Annotated in this window: 15 protein-coding genes; 9 read left to right on the top strand and 6 right to left on the bottom strand. The window is 54.6% G+C overall.

Features of this window, described 5'->3' with window-relative positions; all coding sequences use genetic code 11:
- Nucleotides 1-7 precede the first annotated feature (7 nt).
- Complete coding sequence (locus BLR44_RS12160; protein WP_176956013.1) at nucleotides 8-1393, top strand: RagB/SusD family nutrient uptake outer membrane protein; 1386 nt, start codon at nucleotides 8-10, stop codon at nucleotides 1391-1393.
- Between the two features lie 78 nt (nucleotides 1394-1471).
- Here BLR44_RS12160 and rfaD read toward each other — a convergent pair whose 3' ends face one another.
- On the bottom strand, nucleotides 1472-2437 hold the full coding sequence (rfaD, locus tag BLR44_RS12155) for an ADP-glyceromanno-heptose 6-epimerase (RefSeq protein ID WP_089682181.1): 966 nt from the start codon (nucleotides 2435-2437) through the stop codon (nucleotides 1472-1474).
- Between the two features lie 217 nt (nucleotides 2438-2654).
- On the opposite strand from rfaD, the gene BLR44_RS12150 reads away from it, so the two are divergent.
- The gene (locus BLR44_RS12150) at nucleotides 2655-3071 is read left to right on the top strand and encodes a 6-pyruvoyl trahydropterin synthase family protein (RefSeq protein WP_089682179.1); all 417 of its coding nucleotides are present in this window, start codon (nucleotides 2655-2657) and stop codon (nucleotides 3069-3071) included.
- 175 nt (nucleotides 3072-3246) lie between these two features.
- Nucleotides 3247-4371, top strand: a complete 1125-nt coding sequence (gene lpxB / locus BLR44_RS12145; RefSeq protein WP_089682177.1) for a lipid-A-disaccharide synthase — start codon at nucleotides 3247-3249, stop codon at nucleotides 4369-4371.
- A gap of 72 nt (nucleotides 4372-4443) precedes the next feature.
- On the opposite strand, the gene clpX is transcribed toward lpxB, so the two are convergent.
- The 3 genes from clpX to tig form a co-directional block, all read right to left on the bottom strand.
- Nucleotides 4444-5691, bottom strand: coding sequence for an ATP-dependent Clp protease ATP-binding subunit ClpX (clpX, locus tag BLR44_RS12140; protein ID WP_089682174.1), 1248 nt, complete (start codon nucleotides 5689-5691; stop codon nucleotides 4444-4446).
- A 137-nt stretch (nucleotides 5692-5828) separates the two neighbouring features.
- Complete coding sequence (locus tag BLR44_RS12135; protein ID WP_089682172.1) at nucleotides 5829-6572, bottom strand: ClpP family protease; 744 nt, start codon at nucleotides 6570-6572, stop codon at nucleotides 5829-5831.
- 87 nt (nucleotides 6573-6659) lie between these two features.
- A complete protein-coding gene (gene tig, locus BLR44_RS12130) occupies nucleotides 6660-8000 on the bottom strand; it encodes a trigger factor (protein WP_176956012.1) in 1341 nt (446 codons plus the stop codon).
- Nucleotides 8001-8462: 462 nt separating this feature from the next.
- Between tig and menD the strand changes: the two genes are divergently transcribed.
- The 5 genes from menD (at nucleotide 8463) to BLR44_RS12105 (ending at nucleotide 13054) form a co-directional block, all read left to right on the top strand.
- A complete protein-coding gene (menD, locus tag BLR44_RS12125; protein WP_089682169.1) occupies nucleotides 8463-10166 on the top strand; it encodes a 2-succinyl-5-enolpyruvyl-6-hydroxy-3-cyclohexene-1-carboxylic-acid synthase in 1704 nt (567 codons plus the stop codon).
- A 140-nt stretch (nucleotides 10167-10306) separates the two neighbouring features.
- On the top strand, nucleotides 10307-11146 hold the full coding sequence (gene menB, locus BLR44_RS12120; protein WP_089682168.1) for a 1,4-dihydroxy-2-naphthoyl-CoA synthase: 840 nt from the start codon (nucleotides 10307-10309) through the stop codon (nucleotides 11144-11146).
- A 151-nt stretch (nucleotides 11147-11297) separates the two neighbouring features.
- Complete coding sequence (locus tag BLR44_RS12115) at nucleotides 11298-11588, top strand: DUF1330 domain-containing protein (RefSeq protein ID WP_089682165.1); 291 nt, start codon at nucleotides 11298-11300, stop codon at nucleotides 11586-11588.
- Between the two features lie 6 nt (nucleotides 11589-11594).
- Nucleotides 11595-12200 (top strand): diheme cytochrome c-553, encoded by a 606-nt coding sequence (locus BLR44_RS12110; RefSeq protein WP_089682163.1) that lies wholly within the window; start codon nucleotides 11595-11597, stop codon nucleotides 12198-12200.
- A gap of 44 nt (nucleotides 12201-12244) precedes the next feature.
- Nucleotides 12245-13054, top strand: a complete 810-nt coding sequence (locus BLR44_RS12105) for a helix-turn-helix domain-containing protein (protein WP_089682161.1) — start codon at nucleotides 12245-12247, stop codon at nucleotides 13052-13054.
- Nucleotides 13055-13060: 6 nt separating this feature from the next.
- On the opposite strand, the gene holA is transcribed toward BLR44_RS12105, so the two are convergent.
- Nucleotides 13061-14083, bottom strand: a complete 1023-nt coding sequence (holA, locus tag BLR44_RS12100; protein ID WP_089682159.1) for a DNA polymerase III subunit delta — start codon at nucleotides 14081-14083, stop codon at nucleotides 13061-13063.
- 213 nt (nucleotides 14084-14296) lie between these two features.
- Here holA and tyrS point away from each other — a divergent pair, with 213 nt between their 5' ends.
- Entirely contained in the window at nucleotides 14297-15592 is a 1296-nt protein-coding gene (gene tyrS, locus BLR44_RS12095) for a tyrosine--tRNA ligase (RefSeq protein ID WP_089682157.1), read from the top strand.
- On the opposite strand, the gene BLR44_RS12090 is transcribed toward tyrS, so the two are convergent.
- Nucleotides 15593-16000: a response regulator gene (locus BLR44_RS12090; protein ID WP_089682155.1), complete on the bottom strand. Its 408-nt coding sequence runs from the start codon at nucleotides 15998-16000 to the stop codon at nucleotides 15593-15595.
- Nucleotides 16001-16123 lie beyond the last annotated feature (123 nt).

Raw genomic sequence — 16123 nt, 5'->3', positions numbered from 1 at the left:
GCTTATTATGAAAAAACAATATATATCCAAAGTCATTATTGCTGCGTTTGCTACAAGTTTCTGGTCGTGCTCGGCCGATTTCTTGGAGCCAACCGTCAGTACGTCGAAAGATGTATCTTCCAGCGTAAATACGTTGGAAGATTTGCAGGGTCTTGTGTTAGGTGCCTATGATCGTATGAACGAACCTACTTATTATGGAAGAGACTACATCGTCTTTGCTGAGGTCCGTTCAGATAACGCTTTGGCGAACGGTAACTCTGGTCGTTTTGTAGGTCCGGGACAGTTTTTCTTAAACACTACCGATGCATACCCTCGCGATACATGGCAGCAGTTATACCGTGTCATTGCTAACACCAATATCGTAGTCAATGCTGAGGTAGAAGAGAACGAAAGTGCCGAAGTCAAATATGCGAAAGGACAAGCGTATGCAGTCCGTGGTTTGGCTTACATGGATTTGCTGCGTCTTTACGGCCAGCAATGGACAGGAGGCAATCTTGGTGTACCTATCGTCACAGAGTTCAATAGCGGTGACCTTGCCCCAGCTCGTAATACGGTGGAAGAAGTATGGGCACAAGTTGGTAGCGATTTGCAAATGGCTAAAACTATGATGGACCCTACTTTGGATGCCGGTAGTCCTGTCGAGATTTCGTCGACGGCCGTAGACGCTTTGCTATCACGCTATTATCTGTATGTCAAAAATTGGCCAGAAGCCGCAGCAGCAGCCAAACGTGTAATCGATTCAGGAGTGTATAGTCTGGAATCCGCTTCTTCATTCTCAGGAAGTTGGGGGTTATCAGGTGGTGACAACATCATTTTCGAGTTGGCATATACTCCATCCGATAACCCTAGCATAAATGGGCTTTACAACATCTATCAGGAAACCAATTATGGTGACATTGAGATTACAAAAAACCTGTACGATGTATATGATACATCGGATGTGCGTCTTGACTTACTAGGGATTTACGAAGATACCACGCAAAAAGTGACTCGTTATCGTATGGTGGGTAAGTACATAACACCTGCTACGTATAACGATAACGTCAAAGTGATTCGGTATGCAGAAGTAATTCTCAACTATGCCGAAGCTTTGTTCCAGCAAGGCAGCACTTCTGAAGCATTGACTTACCTGAACATGATTCCCGAAAATCGTGGCGCTACCGTTTATACAGAAGTTACGGTAGATAATATACTCCTGGAGCGCCGGAAAGAGTTAGCGATGGAAGGGTTCCGCTTCTTTGATCTGATGCGTTACGAAAGGCCGATTCCTAAAGTGGACAATCGTCAAACATTCGATGCAACGATTCCGTACGGAGATGAGCGCTTAGCATTTCCTATCCCACAAGCGGAAGTAAATGCGAATCCAAGCATTGTACAAAACACGGGTTATTAAACTACAACAGTCTATACAAAAAAGGGACGGAGTAACTCCGTCCCTTTTTTGTGTTTACACCCTTTCTTAAATAAGGGTTTAATAATACGCGCCGGGTTGCAAGTACTGTTGAACGTAATCGGTGACGCCGGCTTCCAGCGAGTGGAAAGGGCGGTCGTAGCCGATGCTTCGTAGCTTGTCCATTGTGGCTTCGGTGAAGTACTGGTACTTGTCGCGAATGTCGGCGGGCGTGTCGACAAACTCGATTTGTTCCTGCACGTTCATGGCGTGGAAGGTAGCGCGAGTCAGATCAAGGAACGTGCGGGCCTGTCCGGTTCCCAGGTTATAGATACCGGAGTTTTTTCGGTGGTGCATCAGAAAGTAACAGACGTCTACCACATCTTTCACGTAAATGAAGTCGCGCATCTGTTCGCCGTCGCGGTAATCGGGGTGGTGCGAGCGGAACAACTTCATTTTACCGGTGGCCTTGATCTGCCGGAAGGCATGGAAAATGACGGAGGCCATCCGCCCTTTGTGGTACTCGTTCGGGCCGTAGACGTTGAAGAACTTGAGCCCTGCCCAGAAAAAGGGCTTTTCGGGCTGATTCAGCGCCCAGATGTCGAATTCATTTTTAGAGTCGCCGTAGGGATTTAGCGGCGAAAGCTGCGGAATCAGCGACTCGTCGTCGCGGTACCCCAGTTCGCCAAGTCCGTAGGTCGCGGCCGACGACGCGTAGACCAGCGGAATCTGGTAGCGGCAGCAGGCCTGCCAGAGCTCCTGCGAGTAGGCCACGTTCAGCCGGTCGAAAATGGCGCGGTCGAACTCGGTCGTATCGGTCCGGGCACCGATGTGGAAAATGAATTCGGTCGCTTCGTGATGCTTCGCCAGCCACTCGTGAAAGGCATCGCGGTGTACGCGCTCTTTAATAGCCTTCCCTTCCAGATTAGGTGCTTTGTCGGGGTGGCTAAAATCATCAACCGCCACGATGTCCCTGAAATTAGCGGCATTCAGGCGAGAAATCAGGCAACTGCCAATAAAGCCGGCCGCTCCGGTCACAACAATCATATGCTTTTTTGTGGACAAAGATAGAAGGGAGCGGCGAGGTGGGGCCATCGCGCGCCGGAAAAGTATTCGGTCTGGGCCCACATTGCGGCGTAGAGCACCCCGTGCGAATGTCGGTCGTTCTGCCTGAAGTCCGACCCATACATTCTTGTTATCTTTACATCGGCAATGCGCAGCCTCGTCAAGTGGCGGCTGCGACTCAATTCATCGGGAGAGTGCTATGATGTACGTGAGCAGGAAAGAACATTTTAATGCAGCGCATAAGCTGTACAATCCTGCGTGGTCGGAAGAAAAAAATCGGGAAGTATTCGGGCCGTGTGCCAACACCAACTGGCATGGGCATAACTTCGAGTTGATCGTCACGGTGAAGGGGGAACCTGACCCGGAGACGGGTTTCGTGATCAACCTGAAGGACTTAAGTTCTGTGGTGCGGCGTGAGGTGATCGATAAAGTAGACCACCGTAACCTGAACATGGACGTCGATTTTATGCAGGGAAAAATGGCAAGCTGCGAGATCCTGGTGATTGAGATGTGGAAGATTCTGGCGCCGGCCATCCGAAGCATTGCGCCGCAGGCGCAGTTGCACTCCCTGCGTTTGTATGAAACGCCACGCAATTTTGTGGAATACTTCGGCTAGAAATCTCCTCTTTCTTTGCGGCAGCCCGAAGAAAGAAGTTACTTTCGGTGGGGTAATTCCATATACCAGAAGAGGGTAGGCACGTTGCAGGGACCCTATCGACGTACGTTTAAATTATCCGCTCATTCCCGGCAGCGAGCAACACTACACAGGCGAGTACTCATCATTCTATTTCATGCGTTATTACATCATTGCAGGCGAACGTTCCGGAGACCTCCATGCTTCCAACCTGATTCGTTCTTTACAGGAACAAGATCCGGAGGCAACCCTCCGTGGTTGGGGGGGGGACTACATGGAGAACGCGGGGTGTGAACTGGTGCGGCATTACAAAGACCTGGCGTTCATGGGGTTCACCGAGGTGCTTCTGCATCTGAATACCTTTCGCAAAGCGTTGCAAGCCTGCAAAGACGACATTCAGCAGTGGCAGCCCGACGTCGTCATTTTGGTCGATTTCTCGGGCTTTAACCTGCGCATCGCCCGCTTTGTAAAGACGCTGGGCATTCCGGTTTTCTATTACATCTCCCCCAAAATCTGGGCCTGGAATCAGAAGCGGGTTCACATGATTCGTGCGGTAGTCGACCGTATGTTCGTCATTCTGCCGTTCGAGAAAGATTTTTACGGATCGTTCGATTACAACGTCGATTACGTAGGCAACCCGCTCTGCGATGCCATCCGTCAGTTTGAGCCGAATCCCAACTTCCGGGAAGAAAACGGGCTGGACGAACGGCCCATCATCGCGGTGCTGCCGGGCAGCCGGGCGCAGGAAATCGAACGGACGATCCATTTTATGGTCAGCGTACTGCCGCCGTTTATGGACTACCAGTTCGTCATTGCAGCGGTTACATCGCTGCCCCGTTCGGTATACGAGCCCTGGCGGCGGAACAACATTCGGGTGGTATACGACCAGACATACGACCTGCTGAGCCAAGCCGACGTTGCGATGGTGACTTCCGGGACCGCAACACTCGAAACGGCCATGTTCAACGTGCCCCAGGTGGTGTGTTACAAGAGCAGTTATCCGACGTACCTCATCGCAAAAGCCCTGATCAAGGTCGACTACATTTCTCTGGTGAACCTGATTGCCGGGCGCGAAGTGGTGAAAGAATTGATTCAAGACGAGTTTACGCCGTCGAACCTGATGAAGGAACTGGACCGCCTCCTAAAGAATGAAACGTACCGGCAGCGTGTGCTTGAGGGCTACGCTGATATCCGCGAGAAACTGGGCCCACCGGGTGCATCGGAGAAAGCGGCCCGACTGATGATCTCTTATTTGAAAGAGCCGGAAACCATCGAGAACTGACTTAACAAAAGCGTATAAAAAAACGGTGCTTGTTTCACACAAGCACCGTTTTTTGTTGGGTCAATAATTTCTTTACGCGACACGTAACTGCTTGCTTAGGCGCGACTTGCTGATTTTTTCTTCTGCGTACGCGCGACTGATCACGAGTTTTTCCCGCTTCAGCGGCGTGTTGGCTTCCGGTAACTCGAACATGGCGTCGGTCATGATCGCCTCGCAGATGGAACGAAGGCCGCGCGCGCCGAGGTTGAAGACCATCGCACGCTCTACGATGTAATCCAGCGCATCGGATGTGAACTCGACATCGATGTTCTCCATGTCGAGCAGCTTGGTGTACTGTTTGATGAGCGCATTCCGGGGCTCACTCAAAATCCGACGCAGCGTAGCGGCATTGAGCGGATCCAGGTAAGTGACAACCGGCAAACGTCCGATCAGTTCCGGAATCAGGCCGAAAGATTTCAGGTCTTGTGCCGTTACGTATTTCAGGAGGTTGTCGCGCTCAAAATCGTCTTTCTCAAACTGATTCGCGAACCCGATGGGCCGTTTGTTCAAACGACTCTGGATCAGACGTGTGATGCCGTCGAAGGCACCACCACAGATGAACAGGATGTTTTCGGTGTTGACCGAAATCATTTTCTGCTCGGGGTGCTTCCGCCCACCCTGTGGGGGAACGTTGACCGTAGTCCCTTCCAGCAGCTTGAGTAACGCTTGTTGTACACCTTCGCCACTCACATCGCGGGTGATGGAGGGATTGTCTCCCTTGCGGGAAATTTTATCAATTTCGTCAATGTACACGATGCCGCGTTCGGCAGCTTCTACGTTGTAGTCGGCGGCTTGCAGCAGGCGGGTCAGAATGCTTTCCACATCTTCGCCTACGTAGCCGGCTTCGGTCAGTACCGTAGCATCGGCAATGCAGAACGGAACCTGCAACATGCGGGCCAGCGTCCGGGCCAGGTAGGTTTTCCCGGTGCCGGTTTCACCGACCATGATGATGTTCGACTTCTCGATGATGACCTCGTCGTCGTCGTTGCGCTTCTTTTGCGTCAGGCGTTTATAATGGTTGTAAACGGCTACGGAAAGGACTTTCTTCGCTTCGTCCTGACCAATAACGTACTGGTCCAGGTACTTTTTCATCTCCTGAGGCTTGATCAGCGTCAGGCCTTTGCTGAACCCGCTGCGCTCTTTGGGGTTCATCTCCTCTTCCAGAATGTGGTAAGCCTGAAGAATGCACGAATCACAGATGTGGACATCCGTGCCCGAAACCATCAGGTTCACGTCTTTTTTACCGCGACCGCAGAAAGCGCATTGTACTGTTTTTGACATGATGGGGAAAGCTGTTCAGCTTAAGTCAATAGGAAATGGCAGAAACTAGTTCCCGCCGGGTGATAAAAAGAAAGATGGCCTCGTTCGGCATACTCGTTACGAGACGTCTTACGAGGCCATCTTTCTGATAACGAATTTTAGGCGCCTGTCAGTACTTCGTCGATCAAGCCATATTCTTTGGCTTCGTCCGACTTCATCCAGTAGTCGCGATCCGAGTCTTCTTCAATCTTCTCAAACGGCTGTCCGCTGTGTTTTGAGATGATTTCGTAAAGCTCTTTGCGCAGGAGGATGATTTGCTTGGCCGTAATTTCGATGTCTTTCGACTGGCCTTGCGCACCGCCCGACGGCTGGTGAATCATGATTCGCGCGTGGGGCAGGGCCGAGCGCTTCTTCTCCGCGCCGCCGCACAGCAGCACTGCCGCCATCGATGCGGCCAACGAGGTGCAGATCGTCGCTACGTCGGGTTTCACCAGTTGCATGGTGTCGTAGATGCCCAGACCGGCGTACACCGAACCTCCCGGCGAGTTGATATACAGTAAGATATCTTTTTTAGCGTCGACCGACTGCAGGAACAGCAGCTGCGCGACGATGATGTTGGCGATGTTATCGTCTACGCCCATGCCCAGGAAAATGATCCGGTCCATGATGAGACGGGAAAACACGTCGATTTCGGCAAAGCGCGTCGGGCGCTCTTCAATGACCGAACGCGTCATGCTCTCCACGGTCGGTACACCTGCTCCATAAGGAGAAACAATCGGGCTGTAGGGCCCCTGCCCGTGGTACTGGAGGTTTTCAATGTGCCGAACATATTTGTCGACAGAAAGGCCGTTCATGCCGCGACCTTTAACGGCATATTTTCTGAATTCTTCTCCGTTGTACATACAATTTAGAGTGACTAAGAGGATGAAAATGGCCCCAGACAGAGTTTGCGCGTGGGGGAAGAGTGCCCAATCTAAAGACTTTTTTCCTTACGCAGCGGATTCTTCCTGAAGAATTTTCTGAAACTCCGTATTGCTCACGGTCTGTTCTTCGAGGGTAGCTTTTTCGCGCAACGCCGCAAACACTTTCTGGTAGTATAGTTCTTCGAACAACTTCCGGAAATTGTTTTGTTCCTGATTGCGCAGGTAGTCGGTTGCCAGCATCTTGATCATCTCCTCCTGGGGCTCCATGCCCATGCTCTCGTACATTTTGCGCATCCGGTCTTCGGCAGCGGCTTGTACCTCGGGCGTTTCTACTTTGATCTCGTTGGCTTCGGCAATTTTGTTGCTGATCAACTGCCACTTCAGGTTTTCCAGGAAAGCGTCGAACTCACGGTCCAGCTGCTCTTCCGTGACTTCCTGGTTGGTGGCCAGCAGCCAGCGGCGCAAAAACTCCTTCGGCAGTTCCATCTCGGTGGTGTTCACCAGTTGCTGACGGAGCTGCTGATCGACGTACTGATCGGCCTGCTTGTTCCAGTCTTCCGAAACCAATTTCTTGATCTCCGCACGGAACTCCTCTTCGGTCGTTACTTTCGGCGTGCCGTCCGGGTTCGGGCCCAGCACTTTCCGGTACAAATCTTCGTTCAGTTCGGCCGGAACATCACGATGGATTTCCGAAACGGTAAACGTCACTTCCTCCGGCGTTTCCGAGAGTTCAGTGCCGGTCTGGTCGCTCCAGGTGCCTTCTTCGAACACCTCAGCGGGCGTAAAGGTCACGGTATCTTCTGCCTTCAGGCCCACAAACAGCTCTTCCTGTCCTTCTTTCACGGCGCTGGTCGCCAGTTCGGTCGATTTCTCGAACGAGCCGTCGGCACTGCGCAGAATGCCGCTGAGGGCATCGCCCTTCTCCGACGTTTCCGGATGCGAGTGGGCTGCGTTACGCTGACGCACGTTTTCTACGATCTCGTCGATGGTTGCCTCTTCGATGTCGATCTGATAACGCTTGGCGGTCAGCGATTCGGCATCGTACGAAAATTCCGGCACCAGCCCCAGCTGAAAGCTGAATTCAAACTCTTTCTGTGTATCCCAATCGATCGTCTGCTGCTCTTCTTCTGCGGGAAGCGGCTCGCCGACGATGGGCAACTTCTGTTCCCGGATGTAATCGTTCAGGCTGGAAGAAAGCAGACCGTTGATCTCGTCGACCAGAATGCTCTTGCCGTACATTTTCCGGATCAGACCGGGCGGCACTTTGCCGGGACGGAATCCTTTGATCTGCGCTTTTTTGCCGTATTCTTTCACTTTGGCTTCTACCTTCGGGCGATAATCCTCTTCCTGAAGGAGGATTTTGACAGAAGCATTTGTTGCGTCTTTTTTATCCAGGGTGATGTTCACGATCGGTAAAAATTAAGATGTTCGAAATGGTGGTCTGCGGTCCGCCGCGAGCCGGGAAAACGATCGGTGGGCTATGGTTGGTGCCTTGGATTTCTTCCGCTCCTTACAGAACCGGGCCGCAAAAGTAGGCAATTCTCGGGGATTCGTTTGGGGAGTTTAGCGATCAGGGCGTAAAGTTGAGCGTTCGGGCGCCAGGGTCAGCGTTTAAGGCGGAATGCTTCACATTCAGCGTGCAAAGCGTAACGTGTAACTAGTATGTATGGCTCGTCCGGGCTCGCGTGCAATTGCAAAATGCTCACGTTCCACCTTGCTCCCTGCGTTTCGCTTTAGATCAGTCGGCCGACGGCCTTTTGCGTGGGGTCTGATAGCCGTCGGACGCCTTCCTTGCTTCGCCGCCGTCAACACCGACCTGACTGCGCAGCCTTCCGCGCGAAGCGCTCTGCGCTTTCTATCTTTGCGCCGATGTATCGCCTGCAACCTCTCGTCGACATTGCTGAACTCTGCCACCGGCAGGGCCTGCGCGATGTCATTCTTTCGCCTGGTTCGCGTTGCGCCCCGCTGACGCTCGCCTTTGCCCGCCATCCGCACCTCCGCGTGCGCTCCATTCCCGACGAACGCGCGGCGGCGTTTATCGCGCTGGGACTGGCACAGCAAACCGGACAACCGGTGGTGCTGGTGTGTACGTCGGGGACGGCGGCGTTGAACTACGGTCCGGCAGTGGCCGAAGCGTTTTACCAGAACGTACCGCTATTGCTCCTGACGGCCGATCGTCCGCCGGAGTGGATCGATCAGTGGGACGGGCAAACCATCCGGCAGGCGCATGTCTACGGCCGCCACGCCAAGTGGAGCCGCGAGCTGCCCGTCAGCTACGAGCATCCCGACGCCGCGTGGCACATCAACCGGCAGGTCAATGAAGCGATCAACTACGCCCGCGAGACGCCCGCCGGGCCGGTTCACCTGAACATCCCCGTACGGGAGCCGTTCTACCCTGATCCGGCCGAGCCGTACGGGTACAGCGACGCGGTGCGTGTCATTGCGATGTCGGCAGATGCACCTGAATTGTCGGAGGCGCAGTACCGCGCGTTGCGGGACGAATGGCAGACCTACGAACGGATTCTGGTGGTAGCCGGGCAGGGGAGGCCCACAGCGGCCTTTCGGCAGGTCCTGAAGCGGCTTTCCGAAAAGACCGGAGCGGTTCTGGTGGGCGATGTGCTGAGCAACCTGCACGACCTGCCCGGCGTTGTGGATCGCCCTGATGCTTTGTTGATGAAAGGCGAGCAAGCGGCTTTGCAACCCGATCTGCTCATCACGTTTGGGCAGTCGGTCATTTCTAAAAATCTGAAGCTGTTTTTGCGTAAGCACGCCCCCCGGGCCCATTGGCACGTGCAACCGGCCGGCGAGGTGCCCGATACCTTTCAAACCCTGACGCGCGTGATCCGTACTGAGCCTTCCCGGTTTTTTAGTCGGGTGAGTCGAGGGCTGCGCGCCTCCCCACGGTCCTATGCAGAGACGTGGCGTGCGGCCAACCAACGCGTCCGGCAGGCAACGGATCGGTTTTTTCAGCACCAGCCTTTTGGCGAATTCGGGGCGTTGTCTGCGGTGGTGCAGCATCTGCCGAAAGGCACGCAGGTGCACGTAGCCAACAGCATGGCGATTCGGTACGTCAATTTTCTGGGCCTTCCGGCCCGGCGTGACCTGACGCTTTTTGCCAACCGTGGTACCAGCGGCATCGACGGCAGCAGCAGCACGGCGGTAGGGGCGGCGCTCGCGACCAACCAACCCGTAGTGCTGATCACCGGCGATCTGGCCTTTTTCTACGACCGCAATGCGTTCTGGCACCAGGAACCGTTGCCGAACCTGCGGATTGTGCTGTTGAACAACCACGGCGGCGGCATCTTCCGGATGATCGACGGACCGCGGCAACAACCCGAACTGGAACCGTTTTTCGAGACGCGACAAGCGCTTCGGGCCGAAAATACCGCCCGCGATTTTGGCATGACCTATTACTTTGCAGAAGGCAAGGAAGCGTTACGGCGCCATCTTCCCGACTTTTTCAACCAAACTTCGGACCGCCCGCGCCTCCTCGAAATCGAAACGCATAACCTTACGAACGCAGATGTGTTTGATCAATACAAGCAAATGCTTCGCGCAGGAGAAAAGCTGTAATGGGAGGGAGTACGGGGCGCTCGGCGTGGAGAGGATCGTGAGAACACCGTCGTGGCAAACGCTCGTTACGCTCTGAACGCTCAACTTCAACATTCAACTCGAAAATTTCAACTAATCAACTTTTACTAACCGATACTTCAATGTCAACACAATACGACTGGAAACCCGTCAAAGAATACCGCGAGATCCTGTTCGAAAGCTGCCAGGGGGTAGGGAAAATCACCATCAACCGCCCGCGCTACCGCAATGCCTTCACGCCGCTGACGGTGCAGGAGATGATCGACGCCATCGATCACTGCCGTTACGCGAACGACATCAACGTGGTGGTGTTTACCGGCGCCAACGATCCCAACGAAGCGCGTCAGGCGTTTTGTAGCGGTGGCGACCAGAACATAAAAGGCGTCGGGGGCTACGTGGGCGAAGACGGCGTGCCGCGCCTCAACGTGCTCGACCTGCAAAAGCGCATCCGATCGTTGCCCAAGCCGGTCGTAGCGATGGTGAACGGCTACGCCATTGGCGGGGGGCACGTGCTGCACGTGGTTTGTGATCTGACCATCGCTTCGGAAAATGCTATTTTCGGGCAGACCGGTCCGAAAGTCGGGAGCTTCGACGGCGGTTTTGGGTCGTCGTATCTGGCGCGCCACGTCGGGCAGAAAAAAGCCCGCGAAATCTGGTTCCTCTGTCTACAATATTCCGCGCAGGAGGCCCTCGACATGGGACTTGTGAACAAAGTAGTGCCGTTCGACCAACTGGAAGAAGCCACCATGGAGTGGTGCCTGATCATGCAACAGCGCAGCCCGTTGGCCCTGCGGATGGTCAAAGCCGGCCTCAACGCCGAACTCGACGGACAAGCCGGCATTCAGGAACTGGCCGGCAATGCTACGTTGCTCTATTACTTTACGGAGGAGGCGCAGGAAGGCAAAAAAGCGTTCTTGGAGAAACGCGCGCCCGACTTCCAGCAGTACCCCAAATTTCCCTAAGCAGAGCGCATCTCTGCGGTACCATTGCCCGATGCCGGACGGCTCCCCGTCGCGGCATCGGGCAATTTGCGTTTGCGGCAAAATGTCGTTTTTATACAATACCCTCCTGAGGTAGGAGCCTACTTTTGGCCTATCAATTCCTGATACGTGCATGGCCGCCTACTGTATTTTCGACATTCTTCGGGTGAAGGACGCGGCGGCGATGGAATGTTATCGTACACACGTACTGGCTACCATCGATCGGTATGGCGGGCGTTTTCTGGCCATCGGCGGACCGTGTGAATTGATCGAGGGAAACGTAAAGCCGACTTTCCCGATTGTCATCGAATTTCCCTCGCTTCGGCAGGCGCACCTGTGGTACGACTCGGCCGATTACCGCGACCTGAAGGCCCTACGGCTGGCAGCGGTCGACTCCAACGCTGTTTTTATTCAAGGACTCTGAATGCATATGAAACCGTTTATTGCTTTTTCCCTGGGACTTGGCCTGCTGGGGCTGGCCGCCTGTGAGTCGTCACGTACGACTGATTCCTCATCGATCGCCGAAGAAACAACCGTCCCGGCCGTTACGGTCGCCAATCACGACCAGGAGGTGTTGAAACGCGGCGAATACCTCGTCAACATCATGGGCTGTCACGACTGTCACTCGCCCAAAGTGTTTGGTCCGCAGGGACCCGCACCCGATCCGGAGCGTCTGCTGTCGGGGCATCCGCAGGACATGCCGCTGGCCGCCGTGAACAAAGCGGCGATGAAAGATTGGGTACTGTTCAACATGCACAACACGGCCGTGGCTGGTCCCTGGGGGGTGTCTTTTTCGGCCAACCTGACGTCGGATGCGACGGGAATTGGCAATTGGAAAGAAGAACAGTTTGTAAAAGCGCTGCGCGAAGGTAAATTCAAGGGGCTGGACAACACCCGGCCGCTGCTGCCCCCGATGCCCTGGCAGGTGTTCAAAAACCTGACCGACGAAGACATGCACGCCATGTTTGTGTACCTGAAAAGCACCAAGCCCGTGAAGAACGTGGTGCCGGCGCCCATTCCGCCCGATCAGCTCTGAGGCGGTTCTGTACGCGTGATTCCTACCAACCCTGCCTCTTGTCTATGATTACGGTAAGTCATCAGTGTTTTGCACCTTCGGCGAGTCTACAAACCGTTGTCGATCAATACTGGCGTTGCACCGCTTCGGGCGCACACCACGAACAGTCGTCCGAACTCCGGTGTATGCCCCTGGGTACCATCGAAATCATCATCCAACTGCAAGGGAACGCTACGTCGGGGCTGCTGGACCGGCAATGGCAGACCTTTCCGCGGGCCTACATTGTGGGGCTTACCAAAGGTGCAGTCGTCTGGAAAGCCTACGGCGGGACCGAACTGTTCGGAATCTGTCTGAAGCCCGAAGGCATGTTGCAACTGTTTGGCGAACCGCTCGGGGAGCTTACCGAAAATGTGGTCGATGCCGAGGCGTTTTTTCCCGGCGACGTGACGCCCATCATCGCACAGATCCAGGACGCGCCCGACGACCGCACCCGTATTTTTCTGATCGAAGCTTTTTTGCACAACCAGCTCGCCAGGTTTCATCAGAAAGACAATTACTTCACGGAAGCCTTGCGTCGGATTCGGGCGCAGGAGACTGCCTTTTCGGCTACGTCGCTCGGCAAAGCCCTGTTCGTCAGCGAACGGCAAAGCCAGCGTTTGTTTAAGGAAAAGCTGGGCATAAGCCCCAAAGCTTATCACCGGCTGATGCGGTTTCGCGATGCTCTGACTCGCACGCGGCGCAACCAAGTGGTGTCGTGGGCGCAGTTGGCCTACGAGCTGGGGTACACCGATCAGGCGCACCTCATCCGCGACTTCAAAGCGTTTTCGGGCGTGACTCCCGCCCACTTTGCCGAACGTGCGCTGCCTTCCCGGTAGAGCCGCTTAGTGTAAAATCTTAAAAATCAGCTCCTTCAGAATCTGCCCTTCGGTGATGCTGCCGCCCTCGACCCCCTTCGACTGCAAATCGGCGGTGCGGAGGTGGTGGATGGCGGCGGCCACGCGTGGGGGAGGGTAGTTGCGCTTCGCGATCAGGTATTCTTTCACGAAAAACGGATTGATCTTCAGCGCTTTCGCCAGGCCCCGTTCCGACTGATCGGCCGCGGCGTGCACCGTCAGCACTTTGCAGAAGAACGTGAACAAAAGCGCGATGATCGGAATGATGGGGTGACTTTTGGGATCGGACTCGAAGTAGTGCACAATGCGGTACGCCTTGTCGGCATCGCGGTAAACCAGTGCGCGCTGCAACTCGAACACGTTGTAGTCTTTGCTGATGCCGATGTACTGTTGCACCACGTCGGGCGTAATGGTGGCACCCTCGCGCAGGTTGATCAACAGTTTGTCGATCTCGTTCGAGAGGCGGCTCAAATCGGCCCCGATGCTTTCGGCGATCAGTTGAACGGCATCGGGCATGGCCTGGCGCTTTTTCTCCTGCAGGTAGCGTTCGATCCACTGGGGCACCTGGTTGTCGTACAGCTTTTTGGTCGTGACCAACACGGCCTGTTTGTCCAGCACTTGTGCCAGTTTTTTGCGACCGTCGAGGGTTTTGTGCTTGTGGCAAAAAACCAGAATGGTGGAAGGCAACGGGTTGCGCACGTAAGCCTCCAGCATCTGCTGCCCTGTATCGCGGTTCAGGTCTGTAATTTCCTGAGCCTCTTTCACCAGCACCACCTGCCGCTCGGCCATCATCGGGAACCGCCGGGCGTTGTTGAGCACCTTGGCCATGTCGGCATCTTTGCCGTAGATGATCACCTGGTTAAATCCTTTTTCGAACTCTTGCAGCGCATGGGCTTCAATAAAATCGGCAATCTGGTCGATGTAAAACGATTCTTCGCCCTGAAGGAAGTAGATGGGCGCATAACGCCCCTGTTTGAGATCCTGAAGTACGCTTTCCGGAGTGTGCGGCATGAATGAGGGTAATGGCAAGTCCAGATTGCAAATTACACATTGCCCGGAAGAACCGCCGACCCGCGGAGTACGAACGCCCCGGCAGAAGCCCGAACGGGCAGATAACAATTCGACCGTGCCGCAAGTCGCTGGTGTCTTGCCTCATCGCCTGCCCGCCTGCACCATCCTGTTTCCCGATTTCTCTATCTTTGCCCCCCATTTCAATTGGGTACCATGAACAACTTTGTGGAAGAATTGCGCTGGCGCGGCTTGTTACAGGACCAGACGCCGGGTACAGAAGAGTTTTTGTTGAACCACGCCACGGTCGGCTACGTGGGATTTGACCCGACGGCAGTGTCGCTGCACATCGGCAATCTGGTGCCGATCATGTTGCTGAAGCATTTCCAACGGGCGGGCCACAAGCCGATTGCGCTGGTGGGTGGCGCGACCGGCATGGTAGGCGATCCTTCGGGGAAATCGGAGGAGCGGAATCTGCTCGACGAAGAGACGCTGCGTCGTAACCAGGAGGGCATCCGCCAGCAGTTGGGTCGTTTCCTCGATTTCGAAGGCGACCAGGCCGCCGAGATTGTCAACAACTACGACTGGTTCAAGGAATTCGGCTTTCTGGAGTTTCTGCGCGACGTGGGCAAACACCTGACGGTCAATTACATGATGGCGAAAGATTCGGTCAAGAAGCGGCTGGAGACCGGCATTTCCTTCACCGAGTTTTCGTACCAGTTGTTGCAGGGATACGACTTCCAGTGGCTCTACAAAAATAAAGGGTGCCGTCTGCAAATGGGGGGGTCCGACCAGTGGGGGAACATCACGACCGGTACCGAATTGATTCGTCGCATGAGCGGCAGCGAGGAAGAAGCGCCTGAGGTCTTTGCGCTGACCGCACCGCTGCTGACCAAAGCCGATGGCCAGAAGTTCGGAAAATCGGAACGGGGAAACGTCTGGCTCGATCCGGAAATGACCTCGCCGTACCAATTCTACCAGTTCTGGCTCAACGCGGCCGATGCCGATGCGCCTCGTCTGATGCGCGTCTTTTCGCTGAAGAGCCGGGACGAAATCGAAGCGTTGGAAGCCGAGCATGCCGAGGCACCGCACCGCCGTACGCTGCAACGCGCCTTGGCCGAAGAAATGACCGCTCGTGTGCATTCGGAGGCCGATTTACAACAAGCCGTGCAGGCGTCAGAGATCTTATTTGGGAAGGGGACGACCGAGGTGTTAAAAACCATTTCGGAGAAACTGCTGCTCGATGTGTTCGAAGGCGTGCCGCAGGTGGAAGTAGAGCGGGAGGCTGTCGTGAACGCAGCCGACTTGCCCGAAGTGCTTTCGGTCGTGACGCAACAGCAGATCTTTAAGTCGAAAGGGGAGGCCCGCCGCATGCTGACGGCCAACGGTGTGAGCATCAACAAAGAAAAGGTATCGGCCGATGTGCCGCCGGCCCAACTGGAGTGGTTGCAGGGGCGTTACCTGCTGGTACAGAAAGGGAAGAAAGACTATTTCCTGATTCGGGCGAACTGATCAGAGCGTTTCGAACGAGACGGCCTGCCCCAACGTGCGCAGGAAGCCAAACTCCAGCGGTTTGGTGATCATCTTCTGCACAAACGGATTTTGATTGGCCCGTTCCAGGTCGAGGCTATCGGTCGACGAACTCAGGACGAAAATACGGCAGTGGGCGTGAATGGCCGGATCAAGCGCCACAAACTCGTCCAGGAAATCGAAGCCGCTCATAATCGGCATGTTGATGTCCAGGAAGATAACGTCCGGAAGCCCGTTTTCCTGATAATTTTTCAGATACTCCAGGGCTTCCATGCCGGAGTGTAGTGTGCAAATTTCGTCGGCAATCCCGGCTTTTTCTACCATTTTTCGACTCACGAAATTGTCGATGGGATTGTCGTCCACCAGTAGAACCTTTTGAAGATGAGGCATGCGCGACTGATCAAATTTAAAAAGGTAAAACTACAGAATAGGTGCCCATAAGAAAGTGGATTGATATCCAAGAAGTTACGTGGATAGTGCAACTAAGAAATGGGACAAAATTTAGCGCTTCTG

It is taken from the genome of Catalinimonas alkaloidigena (assembly GCF_900100765.1).
Classification (GTDB): Bacteria; Bacteroidota; Bacteroidia; order Cytophagales; family Flexibacteraceae; genus Mooreia; species Mooreia alkaloidigena.
The sequence above is the reverse complement of the archived record's forward strand: the minus strand, read 5'-3'. Positions and strand labels throughout refer to the sequence as shown.

Excerpts from the sequence above, each read along its gene's own strand:
- BLR44_RS12160 (WP_176956013.1), top strand. The coding sequence starts at position 8 with ATGAAAAAACAATATATATCCAAAGTCATTATTGCTGCGTTTGCTACA.
- rfaD (WP_089682181.1), bottom strand. The coding sequence starts at position 2,437 with ATGATTGTTGTGACCGGAGCGGCCGGCTTTATTGGCAGTTGCCTGATT.
- BLR44_RS12150 (WP_089682179.1), top strand. The coding sequence starts at position 2,655 with ATGATGTACGTGAGCAGGAAAGAACATTTTAATGCAGCGCATAAGCTG.
- lpxB (WP_089682177.1), top strand. The coding sequence starts at position 3,247 with ATGCGTTATTACATCATTGCAGGCGAACGTTCCGGAGACCTCCATGCT.
- clpX (WP_089682174.1), bottom strand. The coding sequence starts at position 5,691 with ATGTCAAAAACAGTACAATGCGCTTTCTGCGGTCGCGGTAAAAAAGAC.
- BLR44_RS12135 (WP_089682172.1), bottom strand. The coding sequence starts at position 6,572 with ATGTACAACGGAGAAGAATTCAGAAAATATGCCGTTAAAGGTCGCGGC.
- menD (WP_089682169.1), top strand. The coding sequence starts at position 8,463 with ATGTATCGCCTGCAACCTCTCGTCGACATTGCTGAACTCTGCCACCGG.
- menB (WP_089682168.1), top strand. The coding sequence starts at position 10,307 with ATGTCAACACAATACGACTGGAAACCCGTCAAAGAATACCGCGAGATC.
- BLR44_RS12115 (WP_089682165.1), top strand. The coding sequence starts at position 11,298 with ATGGCCGCCTACTGTATTTTCGACATTCTTCGGGTGAAGGACGCGGCG.
- BLR44_RS12110 (WP_089682163.1), top strand. The coding sequence starts at position 11,595 with ATGAAACCGTTTATTGCTTTTTCCCTGGGACTTGGCCTGCTGGGGCTG.
- BLR44_RS12105 (WP_089682161.1), top strand. The coding sequence starts at position 12,245 with ATGATTACGGTAAGTCATCAGTGTTTTGCACCTTCGGCGAGTCTACAA.
- holA (WP_089682159.1), bottom strand. The coding sequence starts at position 14,083 with ATGCCGCACACTCCGGAAAGCGTACTTCAGGATCTCAAACAGGGGCGT.
- tyrS (WP_089682157.1), top strand. The coding sequence starts at position 14,297 with ATGAACAACTTTGTGGAAGAATTGCGCTGGCGCGGCTTGTTACAGGAC.
- BLR44_RS12090 (WP_089682155.1), bottom strand. The coding sequence starts at position 16,000 with ATGCCTCATCTTCAAAAGGTTCTACTGGTGGACGACAATCCCATCGAC.